The sequence below is a fragment of the Arhodomonas sp. KWT2 genome (assembly GCF_041949875.1).
GTDB lineage: Bacteria > Pseudomonadota > Gammaproteobacteria > Nitrococcales > Nitrococcaceae > Arhodomonas > Arhodomonas aquaeolei.
On record NZ_JBHFPQ010000041.1, the window covers coordinates 21701 to 44757 of the forward strand.

The 23057-nt window shown below is 67.5% G+C and carries 24 protein-coding genes; 20 read left to right on the plus strand and 4 right to left on the minus strand.

All coding sequences use genetic code 11. From position 1 onward, the window contains the following. The first annotated feature begins 2 nt into the window (after positions 1-2). Positions 3-551: a D-glycero-beta-D-manno-heptose 1,7-bisphosphate 7-phosphatase gene (gene gmhB / locus ACEZHJ_RS08610; protein ID WP_240466102.1), complete on the plus strand. Its 549-nt coding sequence runs from the start codon at positions 3-5 to the stop codon at positions 549-551. Then, positions 548-1324 carry a 1-acyl-sn-glycerol-3-phosphate acyltransferase gene (locus tag ACEZHJ_RS08615; RefSeq protein WP_163139116.1) on the plus strand — a complete coding sequence of 259 codons (777 nt, stop codon included), beginning with the start codon at positions 548-550 and terminating at the stop codon, positions 1322-1324. The genes gmhB and ACEZHJ_RS08615 overlap by 4 nt, the downstream gene beginning before the upstream one ends. A gap of 127 nt (positions 1325-1451) precedes the next feature. Here the strand turns inward: ACEZHJ_RS08615 and gyrB are convergent, their stop codons facing one another. From gyrB to dnaA, 4 genes are all read right to left on the minus strand, one after another. After that, on the minus strand, positions 1452-3869 hold the full coding sequence (gene gyrB, locus ACEZHJ_RS08620) for a DNA topoisomerase (ATP-hydrolyzing) subunit B (RefSeq protein WP_163139115.1): 2418 nt from the start codon (positions 3867-3869) through the stop codon (positions 1452-1454). A gap of 16 nt (positions 3870-3885) precedes the next feature. Next, the gene (recF, locus tag ACEZHJ_RS08625) at positions 3886-5022 is read right to left on the minus strand and encodes a DNA replication/repair protein RecF (RefSeq protein WP_163139114.1); all 1137 of its coding nucleotides are present in this window, start codon (positions 5020-5022) and stop codon (positions 3886-3888) included. Between the two features lie 18 nt (positions 5023-5040). Continuing rightward, positions 5041-6141 carry a DNA polymerase III subunit beta gene (gene dnaN, locus ACEZHJ_RS08630; RefSeq protein ID WP_163139113.1) on the minus strand — a complete coding sequence of 367 codons (1101 nt, stop codon included), beginning with the start codon at positions 6139-6141 and terminating at the stop codon, positions 5041-5043. Positions 6142-6368: 227 nt separating this feature from the next. Next, on the minus strand, positions 6369-7721 hold the full coding sequence (dnaA, locus tag ACEZHJ_RS08635; protein WP_018717449.1) for a chromosomal replication initiator protein DnaA: 1353 nt from the start codon (positions 7719-7721) through the stop codon (positions 6369-6371). A gap of 195 nt (positions 7722-7916) precedes the next feature. Between dnaA and rpmH the strand changes: the two genes are divergently transcribed. From rpmH to ACEZHJ_RS08725, 18 genes are all read left to right on the plus strand, one after another. Next, positions 7917-8051 carry a 50S ribosomal protein L34 gene (gene rpmH, locus ACEZHJ_RS08640; protein WP_018717450.1) on the plus strand — a complete coding sequence of 45 codons (135 nt, stop codon included), beginning with the start codon at positions 7917-7919 and terminating at the stop codon, positions 8049-8051. A 1-nt stretch (position 8052) separates the two neighbouring features. After that, positions 8053-8433 (plus strand): ribonuclease P protein component, encoded by a 381-nt coding sequence (rnpA, locus tag ACEZHJ_RS08645; RefSeq protein WP_018717451.1) that lies wholly within the window; start codon positions 8053-8055, stop codon positions 8431-8433. Further along, positions 8418-8657, plus strand: coding sequence for a membrane protein insertion efficiency factor YidD (gene yidD, locus ACEZHJ_RS08650; protein WP_018717452.1), 240 nt, complete (start codon positions 8418-8420; stop codon positions 8655-8657). The genes rnpA and yidD overlap by 16 nt, the downstream gene beginning before the upstream one ends. Continuing rightward, positions 8645-10339: a membrane protein insertase YidC gene (yidC, locus tag ACEZHJ_RS08655; RefSeq protein ID WP_018717453.1), complete on the plus strand. Its 1695-nt coding sequence runs from the start codon at positions 8645-8647 to the stop codon at positions 10337-10339. Before yidD ends, yidC begins: the two co-directional genes overlap by 13 nt. A 13-nt stretch (positions 10340-10352) precedes the next feature. Next, entirely contained in the window at positions 10353-11708 is a 1356-nt protein-coding gene (mnmE, locus tag ACEZHJ_RS08660; protein ID WP_163139112.1) for a tRNA uridine-5-carboxymethylaminomethyl(34) synthesis GTPase MnmE, read from the plus strand. A 120-nt stretch (positions 11709-11828) separates the two neighbouring features. Next, positions 11829-13718: a tRNA uridine-5-carboxymethylaminomethyl(34) synthesis enzyme MnmG gene (gene mnmG / locus ACEZHJ_RS08665; protein ID WP_163139111.1), complete on the plus strand. Its 1890-nt coding sequence runs from the start codon at positions 11829-11831 to the stop codon at positions 13716-13718. After that, positions 13711-14382 carry a 16S rRNA (guanine(527)-N(7))-methyltransferase RsmG gene (gene rsmG / locus ACEZHJ_RS08670; RefSeq protein ID WP_163139110.1) on the plus strand — a complete coding sequence of 224 codons (672 nt, stop codon included), beginning with the start codon at positions 13711-13713 and terminating at the stop codon, positions 14380-14382. Before mnmG ends, rsmG begins: the two co-directional genes overlap by 8 nt. Beyond that, positions 14379-15161, plus strand: a complete 783-nt coding sequence (locus ACEZHJ_RS08675) for a ParA family protein (protein WP_163139109.1) — start codon at positions 14379-14381, stop codon at positions 15159-15161. Before rsmG ends, ACEZHJ_RS08675 begins: the two co-directional genes overlap by 4 nt. Before the next feature lie 17 nt (positions 15162-15178). Continuing rightward, positions 15179-16045, plus strand: a complete 867-nt coding sequence (locus ACEZHJ_RS08680; protein ID WP_163139108.1) for a ParB/RepB/Spo0J family partition protein — start codon at positions 15179-15181, stop codon at positions 16043-16045. A gap of 133 nt (positions 16046-16178) precedes the next feature. Next, positions 16179-16514: an ATP synthase subunit I gene (locus ACEZHJ_RS08685; protein ID WP_163139107.1), complete on the plus strand. Its 336-nt coding sequence runs from the start codon at positions 16179-16181 to the stop codon at positions 16512-16514. An 18-nt stretch (positions 16515-16532) separates the two neighbouring features. After that, positions 16533-17297, plus strand: a complete 765-nt coding sequence (gene atpB / locus ACEZHJ_RS08690; protein WP_163139106.1) for a F0F1 ATP synthase subunit A — start codon at positions 16533-16535, stop codon at positions 17295-17297. Positions 17298-17359: 62 nt separating this feature from the next. Continuing rightward, on the plus strand, positions 17360-17617 hold the full coding sequence (gene atpE / locus ACEZHJ_RS08695; protein WP_371807598.1) for a F0F1 ATP synthase subunit C: 258 nt from the start codon (positions 17360-17362) through the stop codon (positions 17615-17617). 53 nt (positions 17618-17670) lie between these two features. Beyond that, the gene (locus ACEZHJ_RS08700; RefSeq protein WP_018717462.1) at positions 17671-18141 is read left to right on the plus strand and encodes a F0F1 ATP synthase subunit B; all 471 of its coding nucleotides are present in this window, start codon (positions 17671-17673) and stop codon (positions 18139-18141) included. A gap of 12 nt (positions 18142-18153) precedes the next feature. Next, positions 18154-18690 carry a F0F1 ATP synthase subunit delta gene (locus ACEZHJ_RS08705; RefSeq protein WP_018717463.1) on the plus strand — a complete coding sequence of 179 codons (537 nt, stop codon included), beginning with the start codon at positions 18154-18156 and terminating at the stop codon, positions 18688-18690. Positions 18691-18705: 15 nt separating this feature from the next. Beyond that, positions 18706-20247 carry a F0F1 ATP synthase subunit alpha gene (gene atpA, locus ACEZHJ_RS08710; protein WP_018717464.1) on the plus strand — a complete coding sequence of 514 codons (1542 nt, stop codon included), beginning with the start codon at positions 18706-18708 and terminating at the stop codon, positions 20245-20247. A gap of 18 nt (positions 20248-20265) precedes the next feature. Next, positions 20266-21129, plus strand: a complete 864-nt coding sequence (atpG, locus tag ACEZHJ_RS08715) for a F0F1 ATP synthase subunit gamma (RefSeq protein ID WP_018717465.1) — start codon at positions 20266-20268, stop codon at positions 21127-21129. 57 nt (positions 21130-21186) lie between these two features. Further along, positions 21187-22563: a F0F1 ATP synthase subunit beta gene (gene atpD / locus ACEZHJ_RS08720; protein ID WP_018717466.1), complete on the plus strand. Its 1377-nt coding sequence runs from the start codon at positions 21187-21189 to the stop codon at positions 22561-22563. Between the two features lie 21 nt (positions 22564-22584). Beyond that, the gene (locus ACEZHJ_RS08725) at positions 22585-23016 is read left to right on the plus strand and encodes a F0F1 ATP synthase subunit epsilon (protein ID WP_018717467.1); all 432 of its coding nucleotides are present in this window, start codon (positions 22585-22587) and stop codon (positions 23014-23016) included. The last annotated feature ends 41 nt before the right edge of the window (positions 23017-23057 follow it).

The following is a 23057-nucleotide window of genomic DNA, read 5'->3' on the forward strand; positions in this document are numbered from 1 at the left end:
CGGTGACCAACCTCGTGATCCTCGACCGGGACGGCGTGATCAACGCCGACTCCGAGGCCTTCATCCGCACGGCGGCACAGTGGCAGCCACTGCCTGGCAGCCTGGAGGCGATAGCCCGGCTCAACCGCTGCGGGTTCGATGTGGTGGTCTGCACCAATCAGTCCGGGGTGGCGCGGGGACTGATCACGCCGGCGGATCTGGAGGCGATACACGCGCGCATGCTGGAGGCGATCCGGACCGCCGGCGGGGACCTCCGCGGCATCTTCGTCTGCCCCCACGGCCCGGATGACGGCTGCGACTGCCGCAAGCCCGCGCCGGGGCTCCTCCACCAGGTCGCGCGCCGCCTCGGCCGGCCGGTCGCCGGGGCTCACCTCGTCGGCGACAGCGCCCGGGACCTGGACGCGGCGCGCGCGGCAGACGCCCGCCCCCTACTGGTGCGTACGGGCAAGGGCGAGGCGACACTCGCCGCGGGCACGGCCGGCGATGCCCCGGTCTTCGACGACCTGGCATCGGCAGCGGAGGCGATCATTGCCTCGGGTGACGGCACATGACGGATCAAACGGCCACTCCCCGCCTCCTTCAGGGGATCATCTTCCGCAGTGGCGTGGTGATCTCGGTGGTGCTCTGGGGCCTGCTCAGCCTGTTCACGGCGGTGCTCCCGTTCCGCTGGCGCTACTGGTTCATCAGTCGCTGGTGCTGGTGGCTGCGCGTGTGGCTGCGCATCAGCGCGGGTATCACCGAGGAGATCGAAGGGCGGGAGAACATCCCGTCGGAGCCCGGCGTGGTCATGGCCAAACATCAGAGCGCCTGGGAGACGGTGGCGCTGGTTCGGCTGTTCTATCCGCAGACCTGGGTGGTTAAGCGCGAGCTATTGTGGCTGCCGGTATTCGGCTGGGCATTCGGCCTGCTGCGGCCCATCGGTATCGACCGGGGGGCAGGGCGTGACGCCGTGCGCCAGGTGGTCCGCAAGGGAAGTGCGCGCCTCGCCGACGGCCAGTGGGTCATCGTCTACCCGGAGGGGACGCGGGTGCCGGCCGGACACAAGGCGCGCTACCGCGCCGGCGGTGCGATCCTCGCCTGTGAGACCGGCAGCACCATCACGCCGGTGGCCCACAACGCCGGCGAGCACTGGCCCCGGGATGGCTGGCACATCCGTCCAGGCGTGGTGCGCCTGCGTATCGGCCCGCCTATCGAGACCGCGGGACGAAAACCCGACGAGGTCATGACGGAGGTCGAGGCCTGGATCGAGCGGGAGACCGCCGCGCTGTCCGCGCTGGGGTATCCCGGCACGCCCTTTGAACGACGCACGAAACGGCGCGGCTGACACGCAGAAATAGAATAACTTTTTGATTTAAAAAGAAAACCCCGGCGCTGTCGCCGGGGTTTTTTTACGTCTCCCAACCCGCGATGGGCGGACGGAACAGCCGGGACCGCCCCGACCAACGCTGGTATCAGATATCCAGGTTACTCACCTGGAGGGCATTGCGCTCGATGAAGTCGCGCCGAGGCTCGACATGGTCCCCCATCAGGGTGGTGAAAATGCCGTCGGCACCGACCACGTCCTCGATACGCACCTGCAGCAGCCGGCGCGTATGCGGATCCATCGTGGTCTCCCAGAGCTGATCCGGGTTCATCTCGCCAAGTCCCTTGTAGCGCTGGACCGACAGACCGCGCTTGGCCTCGTCCAGCAGCCACTGGACCGCCTGCTGGAAGCTGTCGACGCCGCTCCGGCGCTCGCCCCGATGCACGCTGGCGTCGGCCTGCAGCAGGCCCTGCAGGGCGTCACTGAGATTGCGCAGCGTCTCGTACTCCTGGGACAGGAAGAACTGCGCCGGGAACGTGTACGGATAGAAGATGCCGTGCATACGCTTGGTGACGACCGCGTCCTGGAAACCGCCCTCGGTGCCCGTGCGTACCTGCACACGGTAATCCGTGCCGGTCGGCTGGTCCTGGTTGAGACGCTCCACGAGCTGATCGAACCACACTGCCATCGACTGCCCGGCGGCCAGATCGTCCTCCCAAAGCGGCGGTAACGCCGTCATCGCGCGGAGGATCGCCGGGTCGCTGCGGCGGCCGAGGTGATCGATCATCTCCATCGTGCGCAGGTACTGGCGGATGAGCCGGCCGAGGGGTTCACCCGTGATCGCGGCCGTATTGCCCCCCGGCGCTAGGCTTGCCTTGTCCAGCGCAAGAGTCAGAAGATATTCCGTAAGTTCCTGATCATCCTTGACATAATGCTCCTGCTTGCCGCGCTTGACCTTGTACAGCGGCGGCTGCGCGATGTAGATGTGACCACGCTCGACCAGCTCCGGCATCTGCCGATAGAAAAACGTCAGCAGCAGGGTGCGGATGTGGGAACCGTCGACGTCCGCGTCCGTCATGATGATGATGCGGTGATAGCGGAGCTTGTCCGGGTCGAACTCATCCTTGCCGATGCCACAGCCGAGCGCCGTGATCAGCGTGCCCACCTCCGCCGAGGACAGCATTTTGTCGAAACGCGCCTTCTCGACGTTCAGGATCTTGCCCTTGAGCGGGAGGATCGCCTGGGTCCGGCGGTCCCGGCCCTGCTTGGCGGAGCCGCCAGCGGAGTCGCCCTCGACCAGATAGATCTCTGAGTTGGCCGGATCCCGCTCCTGGCAGTCGGCGAGCTTGCCGGGCAGCCCCGCCACGTCCAGGGCGCCCTTGCGCCGGGTCATCTCGCGTGCACGGCGGGCGGCGTCCCGGGCGCGGGCAGCATCGATGACCTTTTCGATGATCGCCTTGGCATCCTGCGGGTGCTCGTAGAGGAAGTCGTGCAGAGCCTCGGCCAGGGCGCTCTCGACCGGTCCTTTGACCTCCGAGGAGACCAGCTTGTCCTTGGTCTGCGAGGAGAACTTAGGATCGGGCACCTTCACGGAGACGACGGCCGTAAGCCCCTCACGGATATCGTCACCGGAGGGGTTGACCTTGAGCTTCTTAGTGTAGCCCTCGGCCTCCATGTAGGCATTGAGCGTCCGCGTCAGCGCCGCGCGGAAACCCGCCATGTGGGTGCCGCCGTCACGCTGGGGGATATTGTTCGTGAAGCAGAAGATGGACTCCTGGTAGGAGTCGTTCCACTGCATCGCCACCTCGACCTGGACCTCCTCACGTTGGGTCGAGAGGTGAAACACCGCCGGATGCAGCGGTCGCTTGTTCTTGTTGAGGTGCTCGACGAACGCGCGGATGCCGCCGGCGTACTCGAAGACGTCCTCTTTGTCGTTCCGCTCGTCCTTGAGAACGATCCGCACCCCGGGGTTGAGGAAAGAGAGCTCGCGGAAACGCTTGGCGAGGATATCGTAATTGAAGTCGATGTTGGTGAACGTCTCGGAGCTCGGGTGGAACGTGATCTGCGTCCCCTGCTCGTCCGTCTCCCCGACGACCTTCAGCGGCGACACCGGTTCCCCGTCGCGGTATTCCTGGACGTGAATCTGGCTGTTCTTCTTGATGACCAGCCGCAGGCGCTCGGAGAGGGCATTGACGACGGAAACGCCCACGCCATGAAGGCCCCCGGAGACCTTGTAGGAGTTGTTGTCGAACTTCCCCCCGGCGTGCAGGACGGTCATGATCACCTCGGCGGCGGACCGGCCCTCCTCGGTGTGGATATCGACGGGGATACCGCGCCCGTTGTCCGTGACCGTCACGGAATTATCGCCGTGGATGACGATGGCGACCTCGGTACAGTAACCGGCAAGGGCCTCGTCAATGGAGTTATCGGCCACCTCGAAGACCATGTGGTGGAGGCCGGTGCCGTCATCGGTGTCGCCGATGTACATCCCCGGCCGTTTCCGCACAGCGTCGAGGCCACGCAACACCTTGATCTGATTCGAGTCGTATTCGGTCTGAGTCGTCATAGGGCGTTTCCTGCGGTTAACCGGGATATTGTACCACTTCGGTCACATTGCCCTGTTCCACGTGGAACATGCGTGCATCGGAGCTGTCGCCGGCCACTCTTGCCGGCAATGTCATCGGGTCGATCGCCGTTAACACGGCCTGGATATTCATTGCGGCGAGCCGGTCGAGTACGGCGCCGCGGTGTCTTACGTCGAGCTCCGCCACGAGATCGTCCACCAGTACCAGCGGCCGTTGCGGGCCTTCGCCGCCCTGCAACTCCAGCTGGGCGAGCTTGAGCGCGATAACAGCGAGCTTCTGTTGCCCGCGGGAGAGGACGTATTGGGCGTCGTGTCCCTCGGCACGGAGACGAAAGTCGGCGCGGTGGGGACCGGCGAGGGTATAGCCCAGCCGTTCTTCCTGGTCGGACTGGCGTGTCAGGCTCTCGGCAAGGGTCTCGTCACGACGCCAACCGGGATGATACCGCCATTCGAGGCGCATGGTCGGGAGGAAATCCGCCGCGATCGCCTCCCAATACGGAAGGAGCCGTTCGAGATACGCCTCATGATGCTCACGGACCTGCTGACCCAGGTCCGTGAGACTGGGCGCCCAGGCACGAACCGTGCGGCGGTCGCCGCGGCGCAGTGCGAGGTTCCTCTGGCGGAGCACGCGCCGGTACTGCTGCCAGAGTCCGGCGAAGCGATGTTCCACGTGGAACACGCCCCAGTTAACCAGTGCGCGCCGTCCCCCGGGGCCATCCGTCAGCAGCCTCTGCCCTTCCGTAGTGATTACCAGGACCGGAAGGTGCCGGGCGAATGTCGCAATGGAGCGCTCGTCCTCCCCATTCACCCGTAACCGCAATCCTGAACGGCCCCGAACAACCGCGAGCCGTCCCACCACGGTATCGTCGCTTGCGATGACGCCACGGACGAGGAAATTCGCTTCTCCGTGGCGAACGAGTTGGGTGACGTTTCCGGGACGAAAGCCCTCACCGCGGGACAGGCAGTAAATTGCCTCCAGCAACGCGGACTTGCCGGCGCCGTTGTCACCGGCGATGATCGTCCAGCGACTGCCAAGACGCAGATCCGCCTCAACGAGGTTACGAAACTTTTCGACATGGACATCGCGCAGGCGGTGTTCCGCCGTGCGCTGCGCGGTCACGCCGGCATCAGGCATTGGCCTCAATCGCCCAGTCTACAGACGCATGGGCATGACGACGTAGCGGACCTGCGATTCACCCTCACCGCGAATCAACGCACTCGCGTTCGCATCGGTGACGAACATCTCGATGCTCGGCTGCTCGATTGCCCCGACGGCGTCGAGCATATAGCCAGCGTTGAAACCGATTTCGAGGTCGTCCCCGCCGTATTCGGCACTCAACTCTTCCTCGGCCTGCTCCTGCTCCGGGTTTTCCGACCGGATGGTGACCGAATCCCCGCTGAGTACGACGCGGACGCCGCGGTATTTCTCGTTCGACAGGATCGATGCACGGACCAGGCCCTGGCGCAGTGACTCCCTGTCGATATGTACGCAGTTGCCGTCCGCCTCCGGGATAACCCGCTGATAGTCCGGGAAACGTCCATCGATAAGCTTCGACGTGAACCGCAGGTGCGGGAGCCGTGCCCGGATGTGGTTGTTACCGAGCTCGACACGTACCGGCTCATCGGAGTGCTCGAGCAGCCGGAGGATCTCCTGGATACCCTTGCGCGGCACTATGACCTGGCGCGGCTGTTCGAGGGCGATCTGCGCATTGAATTCGGCGAGGGCCAATCGGTGACCATCGGTCGCCACTGCCCGTAGGTGATCGGGTTCCAGTTCGAGGAGCAGGCCATTGAGGTAGTAGCGCACGTCCTGCAGGGCCATCGCAAAGTGGGTCTTGTCGATCAGCCAGCGGAGGTTGGCCTGACTCAGTTCGATCTCCTCGACATCCCCGATGTCCTCCACGCTGGGGAAGTCCCCGGCGGGAAGCGTCATAAGCCGGAACTGGCTTCGCCCGGACTGGATGATTGCGCGGTCCTGTTCCACCCGAACGGTAAGACGGCTCTCATCCGGCAGGTTGCGCACGATGTCCAGGAGCTTGCGGGCCGGTACCGTGATCTGCCCGGGTTCCTCCACGGGCAGTGACAGATGCGCCTGTAGCTCGACCTCCAGGTCCGTACTCGTCAGGGACAGGCTGTCGCTGTCCGCTACGATCAGGATGTTGCTCAGAATCGGCAGTGTCTGCCGTCGCTCGACGACGCCGATAATCGACTGGAGGGGCTTGAGGAACGTTTCGCGGTCGATCTCGAAGTGCATGGTCCCGGCGACTCCCAATAGGATTCTGTGTATAAACCTTAAAGCCTGTTGTTGTTACTGCGGCCCGGCAATACCGTGGAAAACCCTGTTTTTCCTTTTTAAGTCAGTAGCCTGCTTCCAGGAAAATCTGTGGATAGAGCTTTCCCTGCGTGTGTCCACCGCTGTGTGGAAATTGTGGATAACTTTCGCCGCCGAGTTACCCCGTGCTTCCACACAGGTTATCCACATCATGTCGTCAGTGTTCTCAACAGGTTGCCATAGTCCTCTTCCAGACGGTGGTCGCCTTCCCGCAGCTCAACGACCTTCCGGCAGGCATGGAGCACCGTGGTGTGGTCGCGCCCCCCGAAGGCGTCGCCGATCTCCGGTAGCGAGTGGCTGGTGAGTTCCTTCGCCAGCGCCATCGCGACCTGACGCGGCCGGGTGATCGAGCGGCTCCGGCGCTTGGAGAGCAGGTCAGCGACGCGGATCTTGTAATAGTCCGCCACCGTTTTCTGTATGTTCTCTATCGTGACCAGCTTGTCCTGGAGTGCGAGCAGGTCCCGCAGCGCGCCCTTGGTGAAGTCCACGGTGATTGGCTGGCCGGTGAACTGGGCGTTTGCCAGCACGCGCCGCAGCGCCCCCTCGAGCTCGCGGATGTTCGAGCGGATACGCTTGGCGATGAAGAAGGCGACCTCGTCCGGCAGCTCGACGCCCTCCTGGGCGGCCTTGCTCATGAGGATCGCCACCCGCGTCTCGAGCTCTGGTGGCTCGATGGCGATGGTCAGGCCCCAGCCGAAGCGGGACTTCAGTCGCTCTTCGAGACCGTTAACCTCTTTCGGGTAGCGGTCGCAGGTCATTACGATCTGCTGCTGGCCCTCAAGCAACGCGTTGAAGGTGTGGAAGAATTCTTCCTGGGAGCGTTCCTTGCCGGCGAAGAACTGAATGTCGTCGATGAGCAGGGCGTCGACGCTGCGGTAGTGGCGCTTGAACTCGTTGATCGCATTGTGCTGCAGCGCCTTGACCATGTCCGCGACGAAGCGCTCGGAGTGCAGGTACAGCACCTCGCCGCCGCTGCCGTTGGCGAGCAGGCGATTGCCGATGGCGTGCATCAGGTGGGTCTTGCCGAGGCCTACGCCCCCGTAGATGAACAGCGGGTTGTAGGCACCGCCGGGGTTCTCGACGACCTGCACGCTCGCGGCACGGGCGAGCTGATTGGACTTGCCTTCAACGAAGGTGTCGAAGGTGAAATTAGGGTTGAGGCTGGACGCCGAGGGCTTCACCCCGCCACTCGCGGCCGGCGCCTGTGCCGGGGGGGCCTCGTTCTCCGCCGCCTCCGCTACCGCGGACGCCGCGGCGGCATTGGTTCCGATCTCCAGGCGCAGCGCCGGCGGTGCCTCCGGTTGTTGGCTGGCGAGCAGTTCCTCGATCCGCCCGGCGAAGTGTTCGCGGACCCAGTCGAGCACGAAGCGGTTGGGGGCATACAGCCAGAGCTGGTTCTCGTGCTCCCGGGCCTGAAGCGGCCTGATCCAGGTGTTGAGCTGCTGATCGGGGATCTCCCGCTCCAGCCGCCGCAGGCACCCCTTCCATAGCGATTCGGCCACGGACGTCCTACCTCTCGTGCATCGGGGATGGCGTGTAATGGTGACCGGGAAGTCTAATGGCTCATCCCCAGGTTATCCACAGCGCGCCGGCATTGACATGCCGGGGGGTTGCGGTTAACTTCGCCGGCTCAGCAAATCCGCGGTGGACCCTGTCCGCCGTCATCCCGGACATCAGGACAAGAGTGGGATCACGTCATGAAGCGGACGTTCCAACCCAGTGTCATTCGCCGCAAGCGCACCCACGGTTTCCGGGCGCGCATGGCGACCCGTAACGGCCGCAAGGTGCTGGCCCGCCGCCGTGCCAAGGGGCGCGCGCGCCTGACGCCGTAAATTGCGCCGGGACGCAGGGGCCGGGCGGGCAGCGTTTCCGCGTCACGCCCGGCTCACCGACTCCCGGGCGTTCTCCCGTGTTTTCGCCGATGCGACCCGGGTCGCGGACGCGCATTTCACCGTCCTCTTCCGGACGCAGCCGGAACCCGGCGAGGCCCGAGTCGGGCTGGCCGTCTCCCGGCGGGCCGCTCCCCGGGCGGTGGACCGAAACCGCATCAAGCGTATCGTCCGTGAATGTTTTCGCCGCGAACGTCACCACCTGCCCAATGTGGATATCGTGGTCATCGCCCGACCGAAGGCGCGCCACGTGAGCCGGGCCGTGCTGCACCGCTCGGTCTCGGCGCTGTTCGCGCGGGTTCAGCGGCGATGCGCCGGGTCCTGATCCTCTGTCTGCGCGGCTACCAGTACCTGGTGAGCCCGGTACTCGGGCCGCGCTGCCGTTTCCTGCCCAGCTGCTCCAGCTACGCCGTCGAGGCGATCGAGCGCCACGGCCCCTGGCGGGGCACCATGCTCGCGCTGCGCCGGCTCGGCCGCTGCCACCCGGGTTGTCCCGGTGGGCTCGACCCGGTACCCGAACCCCAGGATAACCGCCCATGGAAAACGTAAGGCTGTTTCTATTCGCCGCGCTCGGTGCGCTGCTGCTGCTGCTCTGGAACGCCTGGCAGCAGGAAAACGCACCACAGCAGCCCCAGCCGACCGCCACCGCGAGTGGTGAGCAGCAGGCATCGTCACCGTCGGGCGCCAGGCCTGCCGGCGCGGCCGGTTCGGAGCAGGCATCCACGGGCGGCGGCACCGGTGACGAGGTGCCCGCGGACTCGCCGCGGACGGCAGACTCCGGGGACGGCGCGGACACCGCCGGACAGACGGTCCGTGTGCTTACCGACCTGCTTGACGTGCGCATCGACACCGCTGGCGGCCGCGTCGTGTCCGCAGCGCTGCGCAAGCACTCGGTCACCCAGGGGGGCGACCAGCCCTTTCCGGTACTGAAGCCGGAGGATCCGTACTTCGTTGCCGAGGCGGGACTGATCGGCGACGACGCCCCGGCACCGGGTCGTGACGCCCGCTGGCAGGTGGGGCGTACGGAGTACCGCCTCGCCGAGGGGGACGACCGTATCGTTGTGCCCATGACCTGGACCGGGCCCAACGGGGTGAGCGTTACCCGCCGGTTCGTGTTCAGCCGCGACAGCTACGTCGTCGACGTCGAGCAGGCCGTCGACAACGGTGGCGATGCCCCCTACCGCGCCTATCAGTACGTTCAGCTGCGCCGCGACCGGCCCGAGAACGGCAGCTCATTCCTCGGTGGCCGCAGCTATACTGGTGCGGCGTTCTTCACGCCGGAGAACCGCTACCAGAAGTACGGTTTCGACGACATGGACGAGAAGCCGTTGTCCCAGGAGGTCACCAACGGCTGGGTGTCCTTCGTCCAGCACTACTTCCTCGCCGCCTGGGTGCCGAGTCGGGACGTCACCGAGCGCTTCTATTCGCGGGTCCACAATAACCGTTACGCCATCGGCATGAGCTCGCCGTGGCAGACGGTGGCGCCGGGCGAGTCGACCACCTTCAGCAGCCGGCTGTTCGTCGGCCCGAAGGACCAGGACCGTCTCGCCGCGGTGGCCGACGGCCTGGAGCTCACCGTCGATTACGGCTGGCTGACCATCCTCTCCAAGCCGCTTTTCATCGCCCTGAGCTGGATCCACGGCGTGATCGGCAACTGGGGCTGGGCGATCATCATCCTGACCCTCGGCATCAAGGCCGCGTTCTACAAGCTCTCGGAGACGAGCTACCGCTCGATGGCGCGCATGCGCAAGCTCCAGCCCCGCATGCAGCAGCTCAAGGAGCGTTTCGGCGATGATCGCCAGGGCATGAACCAGGAGCTGATGAAGCTCTACAAGGAGGAGAAGGTCAATCCGCTGGGCGGCTGCCTGCCCATCGTGATCCAGATCCCCGTGTTCATCGCGCTCTACTGGGTCCTGCTCGGCAGCGTCGAGCTGCGTCACGCGCCATGGATCCTGTGGATCCACGACCTCTCCGCGCCGGATCCGTACTACATCATGCCGCTGATCATGGGGGCGACCATGCTCCTGCAGCAACGGCTGAACCCGGCGCCCATGGACCCGGTGCAGAAGCGCGTCATGAGCTTCCTGCCGGTGGTGTTCACGGTCTTCTTCGTGTTCTTCCCGGCGGGCCTGGTGCTTTACTGGGTGACTAACAACAGCCTCTCGATCCTGCAGCAGTGGCTGATCACCCGGCGCATCGAGGCGGCCGACGGGCAGTCCCGCGGCGGCTGACGGTGCACACACCGTGACCGCGGCGACGGAGACGATCTGCGCGGTGGCGACACCGCCGGGACACGGTGGTATCGGCATCGTGCGCGTCTCCGGGCCCGCGGTACCGCACCTCGCCGAGGCGGTGCTCGGGCGCCTGCCGGCGCCCCGCCATGCCCGCCTCGGTGTCTTCCGCGACGCCGCCGGCGAGGTGCTCGACGAGGGCATCGCGCTGTACTTCCCCGCCCCGAACTCGTTCACCGGCGAGGACGTCCTCGAGCTCCAGGGCCATGGCGGTCCAGTAGTGCTCGAGCGGGTGGTGCGTGCCCTCTGCGCCCTCGGCGCCCGCCGCGCCGAGCCTGGCGAGTTCTCCCGGCGCGCCTATCTCAACGACCGCATGGACCTCACCCGTGCCGAGGCCATCGCCGATCTCATCAACGCCCGCACCGAGGCCGGCGCGGGCGCCGCCATGCGCTCGCTCTCCGGCGCGTTCGCCGGACGCGTCGACGAGCTGGTGGAGGGCGTCACCGGCCTGCGTGCTTACGTGGAGGCGGCGATCGACTTCGCCGACGAGGAGATCGACTTCCTCGACGATCCAGCACTCTCCCGGCGGCTCGCCGCGCTGCGCGACACCCTCGCGGCGACCCTGACCGAGGCCCGCCGCGGGCGCACCCTCAACGAGGGCCTGGCGGTGGCCATCGTCGGCCGCCCGAACGCGGGCAAGTCGAGCCTCCTGAACCGCCTCGCCGGAAGCGACGCCGCTATCGTCACCGATATCCCCGGGACCACCCGCGATGTCCTCCGCGAGCGGGTCTCCATTGACGGGCTGCCGTTGCAGATCATGGACACGGCGGGCCTGCGCGACAGTGACGACCCGGTGGAGCAGGAGGGGGTGCGCCGTGCCCGCCGCGCCGTGAGCGAGGCAGAGCACGTGCTGCTAGTGGTCGACGATCGCGAGGGCATCACCGAGGCCGAACGCGCGCTCGCCGGCGAGCTGACCGCCGGCACCGCGCTCACCATCATCCGCAACAAGATCGACCTGAGCGGTGCGGTGCCGGGCGTCGAGCCCGCCGGCGAGCTGGGTCCCGAGGTGCGGCTGTCCGCGCGTACCGGTGCGGGCATGGACGTGCTCGCCACGCACCTCCATGCCGCAGCGGGCCACGACGCGGCGCCCGCCTCCGCCTTTGCCGCCCGGGCCCGTCACGTGGACGCGCTGGAACGGGCAGACGCCGCCCTGGCCGCCGCCGCGGAACAGCTCGATGCCCACGCCGCCGGCGAGCTGGTGGCGGAGGAGCTGCGCGCGGTGCAGGAGGCCCTGGGCGGGATTACCGGCCGGGTGAGCAGCGAGGCGCTGCTCGGGCGAATCTTCGCGACCTTCTGCATCGGCAAGTAGGCCCGGGGCCGTCCGGGACCGTGGGATTTTCACCTTGAGCGCACGACGCGGCGCGGACTATTGTGTACGGTTACGCATCCGGTCGATCACGCCCGCATCATCATCGAGGTAGCAGCCGCCGTGGAATACGACCAGGCCTATGACGTCATCGTCGTCGGTGGCGGTCACGCCGGCACCGAGGCCGCCGCGGCCGCCGCCCGCGGCGGCGCGCGCACGTTGCTTCTGACCCACAATATCGAGACCGTCGGCCAGATGAGCTGCAACCCGGCCATCGGCGGTATCGGCAAGGGCCACCTGGTGCGCGAGATCGACGCCCTCGGCGGGATCATGGCGCAGGCCATTGACCGCGGCGGCATCCAGTTCCGCACCCTGAACAGCCGCAAGGGCCCGGCGGTGCGCGCGACCCGCGCGCAGGCGGACCGCACGCTCTACCGCCGCGCCGTGCGTGGGGCGCTGGAGGCGGTGCCGGGGCTCGAGCTGTTCCAGCAGGGGGTCGACGACCTCCTCGTCGAGGGCGACCGCGTCGCCGGTGTGGTCACCCAGATGGGGCTCACGATCCGCGCCCCGCGGGTGGTGCTGACCGTGGGCACCTTCCTCGGCGGGCGCATCCACGTGGGCGAGCGCAGCCACGAGGGCGGCCGTGCGGGCGATCCGCCGGCGAACGCCCTGGCCCGGCGGCTGCGCGCGCTGCCGACCACCGTGGAGCGCCTGAAGACCGGCACGCCGCCGCGCCTCGACGGCCGCTCCATCGACTTCGATCGCCTCGCCGAGCAGCCCGGCGACAGCCCGGCGCCTTACTTCTCGCTGTGGAGCCGCGGCGACGAGCACCCGCGCCAGGTGCCGTGCCACATCACCCACACCGGCGCGGACACCCACGAGCTGATCCGCGGCGCGCTGGACCGATCGCCCATGTTCTCCGGCGAGATCGAGGGGGTCGGGCCGCGCTACTGCCCGTCCATCGAGGACAAGGTCGTGCGCTTCCCGGACCGGGACGGCCACCAGATCTTCCTGGAGCCGGAGGGGCTGGACACCCACGAGGTCTATCCCAACGGCATCTCCACGAGCCTGCCCTTCGACGTGCAGGTCGCCCTGGTGCGCACCATCCCCGGGCTCGAGCGCGCCCACGTGACCCGTCCGGGCTATGCGATCGAGTATGACTTCCTCGACCCGCGGGACCTGCTGCCGCACCTGGAGACGCGCTACCTGCCGGGGCTCTACCTCGCCGGCCAGATTAACGGCACGACCGGCTACGAGGAGGCCGCCGCCCAGGGGCTGGTCGCCGGGATGAACGCCGCCGCGGACGCCGCCGGGCGCGAGCCCTGGTGCCCGCGCCGCGAGGAGGCCTACATCGGGGTGCTGATAGACGACCTGGTCACCCGCGGCACCCGGGAGCCCTATCGCATGTTCACCTCCCGCGCGGAGTACCGGCTGCACCTGCGCGAGGACAACGCGGACCTCCGCCTCGCCGGCATCGCCCGTGCCCACGGCCTCATCGACGAGGCCCGCTGGGCGGCCGTGGAGCGCCATCGCGAGGCGGTGGAGCGCGAGCTCGAGCGCCTGCGCACGACCGTGCTCACCCCGGCGCGGGTGCCCGCGGCAACGGCCGGGCGCGTGCTCGGCGGCGAGCTCCGCCGGGATCAGACCCTGCTCGACCTGCTGCGCCGCCCGGAGGTGGATTACGACGCCCTGCGCGCGCTCCCGGGCATGGAGGAGGCCCTGCCCGCCGGGCGCAGCGCCGCCCAGGTGGCGGTGCAGGCCAAGTACGCCGGCTACCTCGAACGCCAGCGCCGCCAGATCGACCGCGCCGCCGACCACGAGTCCGTCGCCCTGCCGGCGGACATGGACTATGCGGCGGTCGCCGGCCTGTCCAGCGAGGTCCGGGAGAAGCTCCAGCGCCACCGTCCGGCGACGCTCGGTCAGGCCGGACGCATCGAGGGCATCACCCCGGCGGCGGTGTCGCTGCTGCTGGTCCACCTCAAGCGCCAGGGGGCGTTGCGGCGCAGTGCCTGAGCCGGACAGCCGCGATCTCCGGCGCCGTCTCGATGCCGGCCTCGAGGGCCTCGACCTCGATCTGCCCGAGTCCGCGCGCGACGGGCTGATCGGCTACCTCGTGCTGCTGGCGCGCTGGAACCGGGCGTTCAACCTCTCCGCCGTGCGCGAGCCGCGGGAAATGGTTGTGCGCCACCTCCTCGACAGCCTTGCCGTATTACCCCGGGTCGAGGGCGAGCGGCTGCTCGACCTCGGCACCGGCGCGGGGCTGCCGGGCATCCCGCTCGCCGTCGCGCGGCCGTCGCTGGCGGTGACGCTGCTCGACAGCAATGGCAAGAAGACGCGTTTCCTTCGCCAGGCGGTGATGACCCTCGGCCTGGACAACTGCGAGGTGGTCCACGGCCGGGCCGAGCAGGCGGGGGGCACGTTCGACGCGGTGATCTCGCGGGCGTTCACCAGCACCGCCGCGTTCTGGCGGCTTGCCGCACCCCGCCTCGCTGCGGGCGGGCACGCCTACGCCATGAAGGGCCGCTATCCGGAGGACGAGTTGTCGGAACTCGCAGCGTTGGGGGTATCATGGGCCGTTCGCGCGCTGCGGGTGCCCGGCCTGGACGCCGAGCGCCACCTCGTCGAGCTCACCGCCGCTCCGGCGCACGCGTCACAACGCGACAGGGCTGAGACATGACACGCATCATCGCCGTCACCAACCAGAAGGGCGGGGTGGGCAAGACGACCACCTGCGTCAATCTCGCGGCCTCGCTGGCCGCCAACCGCAAGCGCGTCCTGCTCGTCGACCTCGACCCGCAGGGCAACGCCACCGTCGGCGCCGGCATCGACAAGGATGGGCTGACGATCACGAACTACGAGCTGCTGATGGGCGAGGCCGAGGCACCGGAGGTGTGCGTCACCGTCGAGAACGGCGGCTTCGACGTGCTCCCGGCCAACGGCGACCTCACCGCCGCCGAGGTGGCGCTGCTCGAGACCGACGCCCGCGAGCGCCGGCTCGCCGCCGCACTGGAGGGCGTGAGCGCGGACTACGACCACATCATCATCGACTGCCCGCCGTCGCTGAACATCCTCACGGTGAATGCGCTGGTGGCCGCGACCTGCGTGCTCATCCCCATCCAGTGCGAGTACTACGCCCTGGAGGGGCTGACCGCCCTGCTCAACACCATCCGCCGGGTGCAGCAGACCGCCAACCCGGCGCTCGAGATCGAGGGACTGCTGCGGACCATGTTCGACCCGCGCAACAACCTGGCCAACCAGGTGGGCGCCCAGCTGATCGCCCACTTCAACGAGCAGGTCTACCGGACCCAGATCCCGCGCAACGTCCGTCTCGCCGAGGCCCCCAGCCACGGCCGGCCCGCGCTGCAGTATGACCGCGCCTCCCGCGGCGCGATCGCCTACATGGCGCTGGCCTCCGAGCTGCTGCGCCGCGAACGCCGCGCCGCGGCGAGTGCCTGATGCCGGAGGACGAGCCCATGAGCCAGAAACGCCGGGGACTGGGACGGGGGCTGGACGCCCTGCTCGGCGGCATGCCCGAGAACGCCGACGAGGCGGAGGCGCAGGCCGCCCGCGGCGAGCTGCGCAAGCTGCCCGTTGACCTCATCCAGCGCGGGCGTTACCAGCCGCGCACCGAGTTCGATCCCGCCGCGCTGCAGGAGCTCGCCGACTCCATCCGCGCCCAGGGCGTGGTCCAGCCGGTGGTGGTGCGGCCGCTGCCGGAGGAGCGCTTCGAGCTGATCGCCGGCGAGCGCCGCTGGCGCGCCGCCCAGCTCGCCGGTCTCACCGAGATCCCGGCGCTGGTGCGCGATGTCCCCGACGACACCGCCATCGCCGTCGCGCTGATCGAGAACATCCAGCGCGAGGACCTCAATCCGCTGGAGGAGGCCACTGCGCTCAAGCGCCTGACCGAGGAGTTCGGCATGACCCACCAGGGTGTCGCCGACGCCGTCGGGCGCTCGCGGGCCAGCGTCTCCAACCTGCTGCGCCTGCTCGAGCTCGCCCCGGAGGTGAAGACGCTGATCGGCGAGCGGCGCCTGGAGATGGGCCACGCCCGCGCCCTGCTCGGCCTGCCCATGGCGGACCAGGCACGCATCGCGCAGCAGGTCGCGGAGAAGGGACTCAGCGTGCGCGAGACCGAGGCCCTGGTGCGTCGCTACACCGAGGGGACACCCCGGCGGGAGACGCCGGCCCCGGATCCGAACATCCGCCGCCTCCAGGACGACCTCAGCGGCCGCCTGGGCGCGAGCGTTGCGATCCGCCACGGGCGCAGCGGCAAGGGGCGCGTGGTCATCGAGTACAACAGCCTCGACGAGCTGGACGGCATTCTCGAGCATATCCGCTAAGTGTGCGTCGGTGCGCAGGAACCGGCGTTGAACCCAGCTGATCAGTTCTTTATACTTCGCACGCCTTGCCACGGTCGGGGGGCACTGAGGGAGCTGCGTGCATTAAATGCGGGTCGCTAGACGAGTCGTCCTGATGCAGCTCGCGATCACCCTGGCCGCGGCGCTGGTCTGGCTGTTCGCAGCAGGCGCCCGCGCCGGGCTCGCGGCGGCGGCCGGTGGGGGCATCAGCACCGCGCTGAGCTTTTACGTGGCCGTGAAGGTCTTCTCGCGCGATCCGGGGAACAATCCCGGAGCCGCGCTGGCGGCCTTCTACCGCGCCCAGGCGATGAAGCTGCTGCTCGCGGTCGTGCTGATCTCACTGGCGATCCTGGGGTTCCGGGACCACCCGATCCCCCTGATCACGACGCTGGCGGCCACGCTAGTCGCATACTGGCTGGCCCTGCTCGGCGACACGGATAAAACGACGTAACGACGAGAAGATCAAGGTATGACCGAATCTCCGACGGAATACGTCCAGCATCATCTGCACCACCTGCAGATCGGCGAGGGCTTCTGGACCCTCAATGTGGACACCCTCATCTTCTCCTGGATCACAGGGCTGATCTTTCTCGGGCTGTTCTATGCCGTCGCACGGAGTGTGACAAGCGGGACGCCCGGAAAGTTGCAGAACGTCATCGAGATCCTGGTCGATTTCGTCGACAAGACGGTCAAGGAGAGCTTCCACGGGCCGCGCGAGTTCGTCGCGCCGCTGGCGCTCACCATCTTCGTGTGGGTGCTGTTCTGGAACCTGCTCGACCTTATCCCCGTCGACCTGATGCCGGGCCTCGCGGCCGCGGTCGGCGTGCCGTACCTGCGCATCGTGCCCTCGGCGGACATGAACGCCACCTTCGGCCTGTCGCTGACGGTGTTCGTGCTGATCGTCGTCTACGGCATGAAAGGCAAGGGCGTCGGCGGCTTCGGCAAGGAGATGCTGACGCACCCGTTCGGCAGCTTTCCGCTGCTGGTGCCGGCGAACCTGATCCTGAACATCGTCGAGATGGTCGCCAAGCCCGTCTCGCTCGCGCTTCGACTGTTCGGCAACCTGTATGCCGCGGAGCTGATCTTCATCCTCATTGCGATGCTGCCGGTATGGATCCAGTGGGTCCCCGGCGCCGCCTGGGCGATCTTCCATATTCTGGTGATCCCGCTCCAGGCCTTCATCTTCATGGTGCTGACCATCGTCTATCTGAGTCTCGCCTACGAAGAGCACTGACTCCGTAACGCCACACTTCTAACGCCTCATCATCTAGTCGGGAGGAACCCATGGAAGAAATCATCGCTCAGGTTCAGGCTTACACCGCCATCGGCGTCGGCCTGATCTTCGCCTTCGCCGCCCTCGGTACCGGTATCGGCTTCGGCCTGCTCGGCGGCAAGTTCCTCGAGGGCGCCGCGCGCCAGCCCGAGCTCACCGGTGACCTCCAGGTCCGGATGTTCATCGTGGCCGGTCTCCTCGACGCCCTCGCGATCATCGGTGTCGCCTTCGCGGCCCTGCTGATGTTCGCCAACCCGCTGCTTGGCGCGCTCGGCGGCTGACCCGGGAAGCGCTCTTCGAACGCTAAACCAAGCAGCAACCGGGAGTTTCAGCCGTGGGCATCAATGCAACCCTGATCGGACAGATGATCACGTTCCTCGTGTTCATCCTGTTCACGATGAAGTTCGTCTGGCCGCCGATCCGGCAGGCCATGCATGACCGGGAAAAACGGATTGCCGACGGGTTGGCTTCCGCGGAGCGCGGCCAGCACGAGCTCGAGCTGGCGCAGAAGCGGGCGGCCGAGCAGATTCGTGAGGCCAAGCAGCAGGCCAGCGACATCATCGAGCAGGCCAACCGGCGTGCCAGCGAGATCGTCGACGAATCCCGCGAGGAAGCGCGGGAGGCGGCCCGGCGTGAGCACGCTGCAGCCGAGGCACGCATCGAGCAGGAGGTCGCCCAGGCCCGCTCGGAGCTGCGCAAGCAGGTGTCCGACCTGGCGATCCGGGGCGCCTCCCGCATCCTCGAGCGCGAGGTGGACGCCAAGGCTCACAACGCCATGCTCGAAGAGCTGGCCGACCAACTCTGAGGCAAAGCCAACATGGCGGAGAGCACTACCGTCGCCCGGCCGTACGCCAAGGGCCTGTTCGACCTTGCCCGCGAGCAGGATGCGCTCGCGGCCTGGTCGGAGCAGCTTGAGCTGCTTGCCGGCGTCGTGGGCCATCCCGAGATGGCCCAGCTGCTCGGCAGTCCCAAACTGACCATCGAGCAGCGCGCCGACCTGGTCATCGGGGTGTGCGGCGAGGGGCTTACCGAACAGGGGCGCAACCTCGTCCATCTGCTCATCGACAACTCGCGCCTGCAGGTGCTGCCCGAGATCGCGGCACAGTATCGCGACCTGCGCGCCGACGCGGAGCGAACCGTCGAGGCACGGCTGGTTGCGGCACAGGCGGTGGACGAGGATGTCCGGGCCCGGCTCGAGTCGGCCCTGTCCAAGCGTCTCGACCGTACGGTGACGCTGACCGCCGAGATCGACGAGTCGCTTCTCGGCGGCGCGGTGATCCGCGCGGGCGATCTGGTCATCGACGGTTCCGTGCAGGGCAGGCTCAAGCGTCTCGCCGGCGCAGTGAGCCGCTAAGGGGAAGATTCAACGATGCAACTCAATCCGAGCGAAATTAGCGACCTCATCAAGCAGCGTATCGAGAACTTCGAGGCGGTTGCCGAGGCGCGCAACGAGGGTACCGTGGTCGGCGTGACCGACGGTATCGTGCGCATCCATGGCCTCGCCGATGCGATGCAGGGCGAGATGCTCGAGTTCCCTAACGACACCTTCGGCATGGCGCTCAACCTCGAGCGCGACTCCGTCGGTGCCGTCATCCTGGGTGACTACTCGCATCTCAGCGAGGGCGATTCGGTGCGTGCCACCGGGCGCATCCTCGAGGTGCCGGTGGGCGAGGGCCTGCTCGGCCGCGTGGTCGACCCGCTGGGCAGCCCCGTCGACGGCAAGGGCGCGATCGACGCCGCCGGCTCCGAGCCGGTGGAGAAGGTGGCTCCCGGCGTCATCACCCGCCAGGGCGTGGACCAGCCGGTGCAGACCGGCCTCAAGTCCATCGACTCGATGGTCCCGGTCGGCCGCGGTCAGCGCGAGCTGATCATCGGCGACCGCCAGACCGGCAAGACCGCGATCGCCATCGACACGATCATCAACCAGAAGGGCTCCGGCATTAAGTGCATCTACGTGGCGGTGGGCCAGAAGGCCTCTTCCATCGCCAACGTGGTGCGCAAGCTCGAGGAGCACGGCGCGATGGATCACACCATCGTCGTGTCCGCCTCGGCCGCCGAGTCCGCCGCGCTGCAGTACATCGCGCCCTACGCCGGCTGTGCCATGGGCGAGTACTTCCGCGACCGCGGCGAGGATGCCCTGATCATCTACGACGACCTCACCAAGCAGGCGTGGGCGTACCGCCAGGTCTCGCTGCTGCTGCGCCGCCCACCGGGCCGTGAGGCCTACCCGGGTGACGTGTTCTACCTCCACTCCCGGCTGCTGGAGCGCGCCGCGCGCATCAACGCCGAGGAGGTCGAGCGCCGCACCAACGGCGAGGTCAAGGGCAAGACCGGCTCGCTCACCGCGCTGCCGATCATCGAGACCCAGGCGGGCGACGTCTCCGCGTTCGTGCCGACCAACGTGATCTCGATCACCGACGGTCAGATCTACCTGGAGTCGGACCTGTTCAACGCGGGTGTCCGCCCGGCGATCAACGCCGGCCTGTCGGTCTCCCGTGTCGGCGGCTCCGCGCAGACGAAGATCATCAAGAAGCTCGGCAGCGGCATCCGCCTGGCACTGGCGCAGTACCGCGAGCTCGCGGCCTTCGCGCAGTTCGCCTCGGATCTCGACGAGGCCACGCGCAAGCAGCTCGAGCGCGGCCAGCGCGCCATGGAGCTGCTCAAGCAGCCGCAGTACTCGCCGCTGTCCGTGGCACACATGGCCGTGTCCCTCTACGCGCTCGACCAGGGCTATCTCGACGAGCTGGAGCTCGATCAGATCGGCGCCTTCGAGCACGAGCTGCACCGGCACTTCGATTCCAGCTACGCCGACCTGCTCAAGCAGATCGACGAGTCGGGTGATTACGGCGACGAGGTCGCCGAGTCGATCCGCAAGGGCATCGAAGACTTCAAGGCCCACGGCACCTGGTAAACCGACGGCGGGGATCGTATGTCCGGCGCTAAAGAGATCCGCACAAAGATCAAGAGCGTCCAGAACACGCAGAAGATCACGACCGCCATGGAGATGGTGGCGGCCTCGAAGATGCGCAATGCCCAGCATCGCATGCAGGCCGCCCGCCCCTATGCGGACAAGATCCGGCGCGTGATCCGGCACCTCGCACAGGCCAACCCGGAGTACACCCACCCGTTCCTTCAGGAGCGGGAGGTGAACCGGGTCGGCTACATCATCGTCTCCAGCGACCGCGGGCTGTGCGGCGGGTTGAACAACAACCTGTTCCGCTCCGTGGTGCGCTCGATGAAGGCGAGCGAGGACGCCGGCCGCGAGGTCTCGGTGGTGACCATCGGCTCGAAGGCCATCCAGTTCTTCGGCCGCCTGGGCGCCAACGTCGTCGCGGAGACGTCCCAGATCGGCGACCGGCCGCACCTCGACGACCTCGTGGGCGCGGTCAAGGTCATGCTCGACCGCTACGAGGCGGGCGAGATCGACGAGCTCCACCTCTGCTACAACGAGTTCGTCAACACCATGACCCAGCGGCCCACCATCGAGCGCGTGCTGCCGCTGCCGGCCGCCGAGGAGGACGAGGAGCCGCGCCACAACTGGGACTACATCTACGAGCCCAACGCGGTCGAGGCACTGGATCTGCTGCTGACGCGGTACGCCGAGGCGCTCGTCTACCAGTCGGTGGTCGAGAATATCGCCTGTGAGCAGGCGGCGCGGATGGTGGCGATGAAGGCGGCGTCGGACAACGCCGGCAACCTCATCGATGACCTCCAGCTCGCCTACAACAAGGCGCGCCAGGCCGCGATCACCAAGGAGCTCTCCGAGATCGTCTCCGGGGCGGAGGCGGTCTAGCGCCGGCGCATCGGCCGGGCAGCCGGATCGAAAGAATTCGCGAAGAGGAACTGGGTTATGAGTTCAGGAAAGATCGTCCAGATCATCGGTGCCGTCGTGGAGGTGGAGTTCCCCCGCGACCAGGTGCCGAAGGTCTATGATGCCCTGTACGTGGCGGACTACGACCTCACCCTCGAGGTCCAGCAGCAGATCGGCGACGGTGTCGTGCGCTGCATCGCCATGGGCACCACCGACGGCGTCAAGCGCAACGTCGAGGTCACCAACACCGGCGCGGCCATCTCCGTGCCCGTTGGCCAGAAGACGCTCGGGCGCATCATGGACGTCCTCGGCCGGCCCGTGGACCAGGCCGGCGACATCGGCGAGGAGCAGCGCTGGGAGATCCACCGCAAGGCGCCCTCCTACGAGGAGCAGGCCGCGAGTCAGGAGCTGCTGGAGACGGGCATCAAGGTCATCGACCTGCTCTGCCCCTTCGCCAAGGGCGGCAAGGTCGGCCTGTTCGGCGGTGCCGGCGTGGGCAAGACCGTCAACATGATGGAGCTCATCCGCAACATCGCCATCGAGCACAGCGGCTACTCCGTGTTCGCCGGCGTGGGCGAGCGCACCCGTGAGGGCAATGACTTCTACCACGAGATGAAGGAGTCGGACGTCCTCGACAAGGTCGCGCTGGTCTACGGCCAGATGAACGAGCCGCCGGGCAACCGCCTGCGCGTGGCGCTCACCGGCCTGACCATGGCGGAGTTCTTCCGCGACGAGGGCCGTGACGTGCTGATGTTCATCGACAACATCTACCGTTACACCCTCGCGGGCCAGGAGGTCTCGGCGCTGCTCGGCCGCATGCCCTCCGCGGTGGGCTACCAGCCGACCCTGGCCGAGGAGATGGGTGTGCTCCAGGAGCGCATCACTTCCACCAACACCGGCTCCATCACCTCGGTGCAGGCCGTGTACGTCCCTGCCGACGACCTCACGGACCCGTCCCCGGCGACCACGTTCGCCCATCTGGACGCCACCGTCGTGCTGGCGCGCTCCATCGCGGAGCTCGGTATCTACCCGGCCGTGGACCCGCTGGACTCCACCTCCCGCCAGCTCGACCCGCTGGTGATCGGCGAGGAGCACTACAACACCGCCCGTGCGGTGCAGACCGTGCTCCAGCGCTACAAGGAGCTCAAGGACATCATCGCCATCCTCGGCATGGACGAGCTCTCCGAGGACGACAAGCTCACGGTGTCTCGGGCGCGCAAGATCCAGCGCTTCCTCTCGCAGCCGTTCTTCGTCGCGGAGGTGTTCACCAACACCCCCGGCAAGTTCGTGTCGCTCAAGGAGACCATCCGCGGCTTCCGTGCCATTGTCGACGGCGAGTGCGACGACCTGCCGGAGCAGGCCTTCTACATGGTGGGCACCATCGACGAGGCCCGCGAGAAGGCGCAGTCTCTCTAAACAAAGGTTGCAGGTGAGCATATGGCCATGACCATGCACGTGGACATCGTAAGCGCGGAGGAATCGATCTTCTCGGGTACGGCGACCTTCGTGCTTGCCCGCGCCACGGATGGCGAGGTAGGCATCATGCCGCGGCACGTGCCGATGCTGGCCCAGCTCAAGCCGGGCGAGGTCATGGTGCGGGCCCAGGGCGGCGAGGAGACGCTGTACTACTGCTCCGGCGGGATGCTGGAGGTGCAGCCCCACGTGGTCACCGTGCTTGCCGACACGGCGGTACGGGCCCGCGACCTCGACGAGGCCGCCGCCAAGGAGGCCAAGCGCCGTGCCGAGGAGGCGATCTCCGAGCGCAGTGCCGAGATGGACTACGCCCGAGCCCAGGCTGAGCTTGCCGAGGCGGTGGCGAAGCTGCGGACCCTCGACAAGATTCGGCGGGGCCGCGGCAGCAACGCCTGACCGGTTGCCCGGACGGGCCATGGCGCGCGGTCACCCGCTCC

Coding starts and splice junctions, on each gene's coding strand:
- ACEZHJ_RS08615 (WP_163139116.1), top strand. CDS start 548: ATGACGGATCAAACGGCCACTCCCCGCCTCCTTCAGGGGATCATCTTC.
- gyrB (WP_163139115.1), bottom strand. CDS start 3,869: ATGACGACTCAGACCGAATACGACTCGAATCAGATCAAGGTGTTGCGT.
- recF (WP_163139114.1), bottom strand. CDS start 5,022: ATGCCTGATGCCGGCGTGACCGCGCAGCGCACGGCGGAACACCGCCTG.
- dnaN (WP_163139113.1), bottom strand. CDS start 6,141: ATGCACTTCGAGATCGACCGCGAAACGTTCCTCAAGCCCCTCCAGTCG.
- rpmH (WP_018717450.1), top strand. CDS start 7,917: ATGAAGCGGACGTTCCAACCCAGTGTCATTCGCCGCAAGCGCACCCAC.
- yidD (WP_018717452.1), top strand. CDS start 8,418: ATGCGCCGGGTCCTGATCCTCTGTCTGCGCGGCTACCAGTACCTGGTG.
- yidC (WP_018717453.1), top strand. CDS start 8,645: ATGGAAAACGTAAGGCTGTTTCTATTCGCCGCGCTCGGTGCGCTGCTG.
- ACEZHJ_RS08675 (WP_163139109.1), top strand. CDS start 14,379: ATGACACGCATCATCGCCGTCACCAACCAGAAGGGCGGGGTGGGCAAG.
- ACEZHJ_RS08680 (WP_163139108.1), top strand. CDS start 15,179: ATGAGCCAGAAACGCCGGGGACTGGGACGGGGGCTGGACGCCCTGCTC.
- ACEZHJ_RS08685 (WP_163139107.1), top strand. CDS start 16,179: ATGCAGCTCGCGATCACCCTGGCCGCGGCGCTGGTCTGGCTGTTCGCA.
- atpB (WP_163139106.1), top strand. CDS start 16,533: ATGACCGAATCTCCGACGGAATACGTCCAGCATCATCTGCACCACCTG.
- ACEZHJ_RS08705 (WP_018717463.1), top strand. CDS start 18,154: ATGGCGGAGAGCACTACCGTCGCCCGGCCGTACGCCAAGGGCCTGTTC.
- atpA (WP_018717464.1), top strand. CDS start 18,706: ATGCAACTCAATCCGAGCGAAATTAGCGACCTCATCAAGCAGCGTATC.
- atpG (WP_018717465.1), top strand. CDS start 20,266: ATGTCCGGCGCTAAAGAGATCCGCACAAAGATCAAGAGCGTCCAGAAC.
- atpD (WP_018717466.1), top strand. CDS start 21,187: ATGAGTTCAGGAAAGATCGTCCAGATCATCGGTGCCGTCGTGGAGGTG.
- ACEZHJ_RS08725 (WP_018717467.1), top strand. CDS start 22,585: ATGGCCATGACCATGCACGTGGACATCGTAAGCGCGGAGGAATCGATC.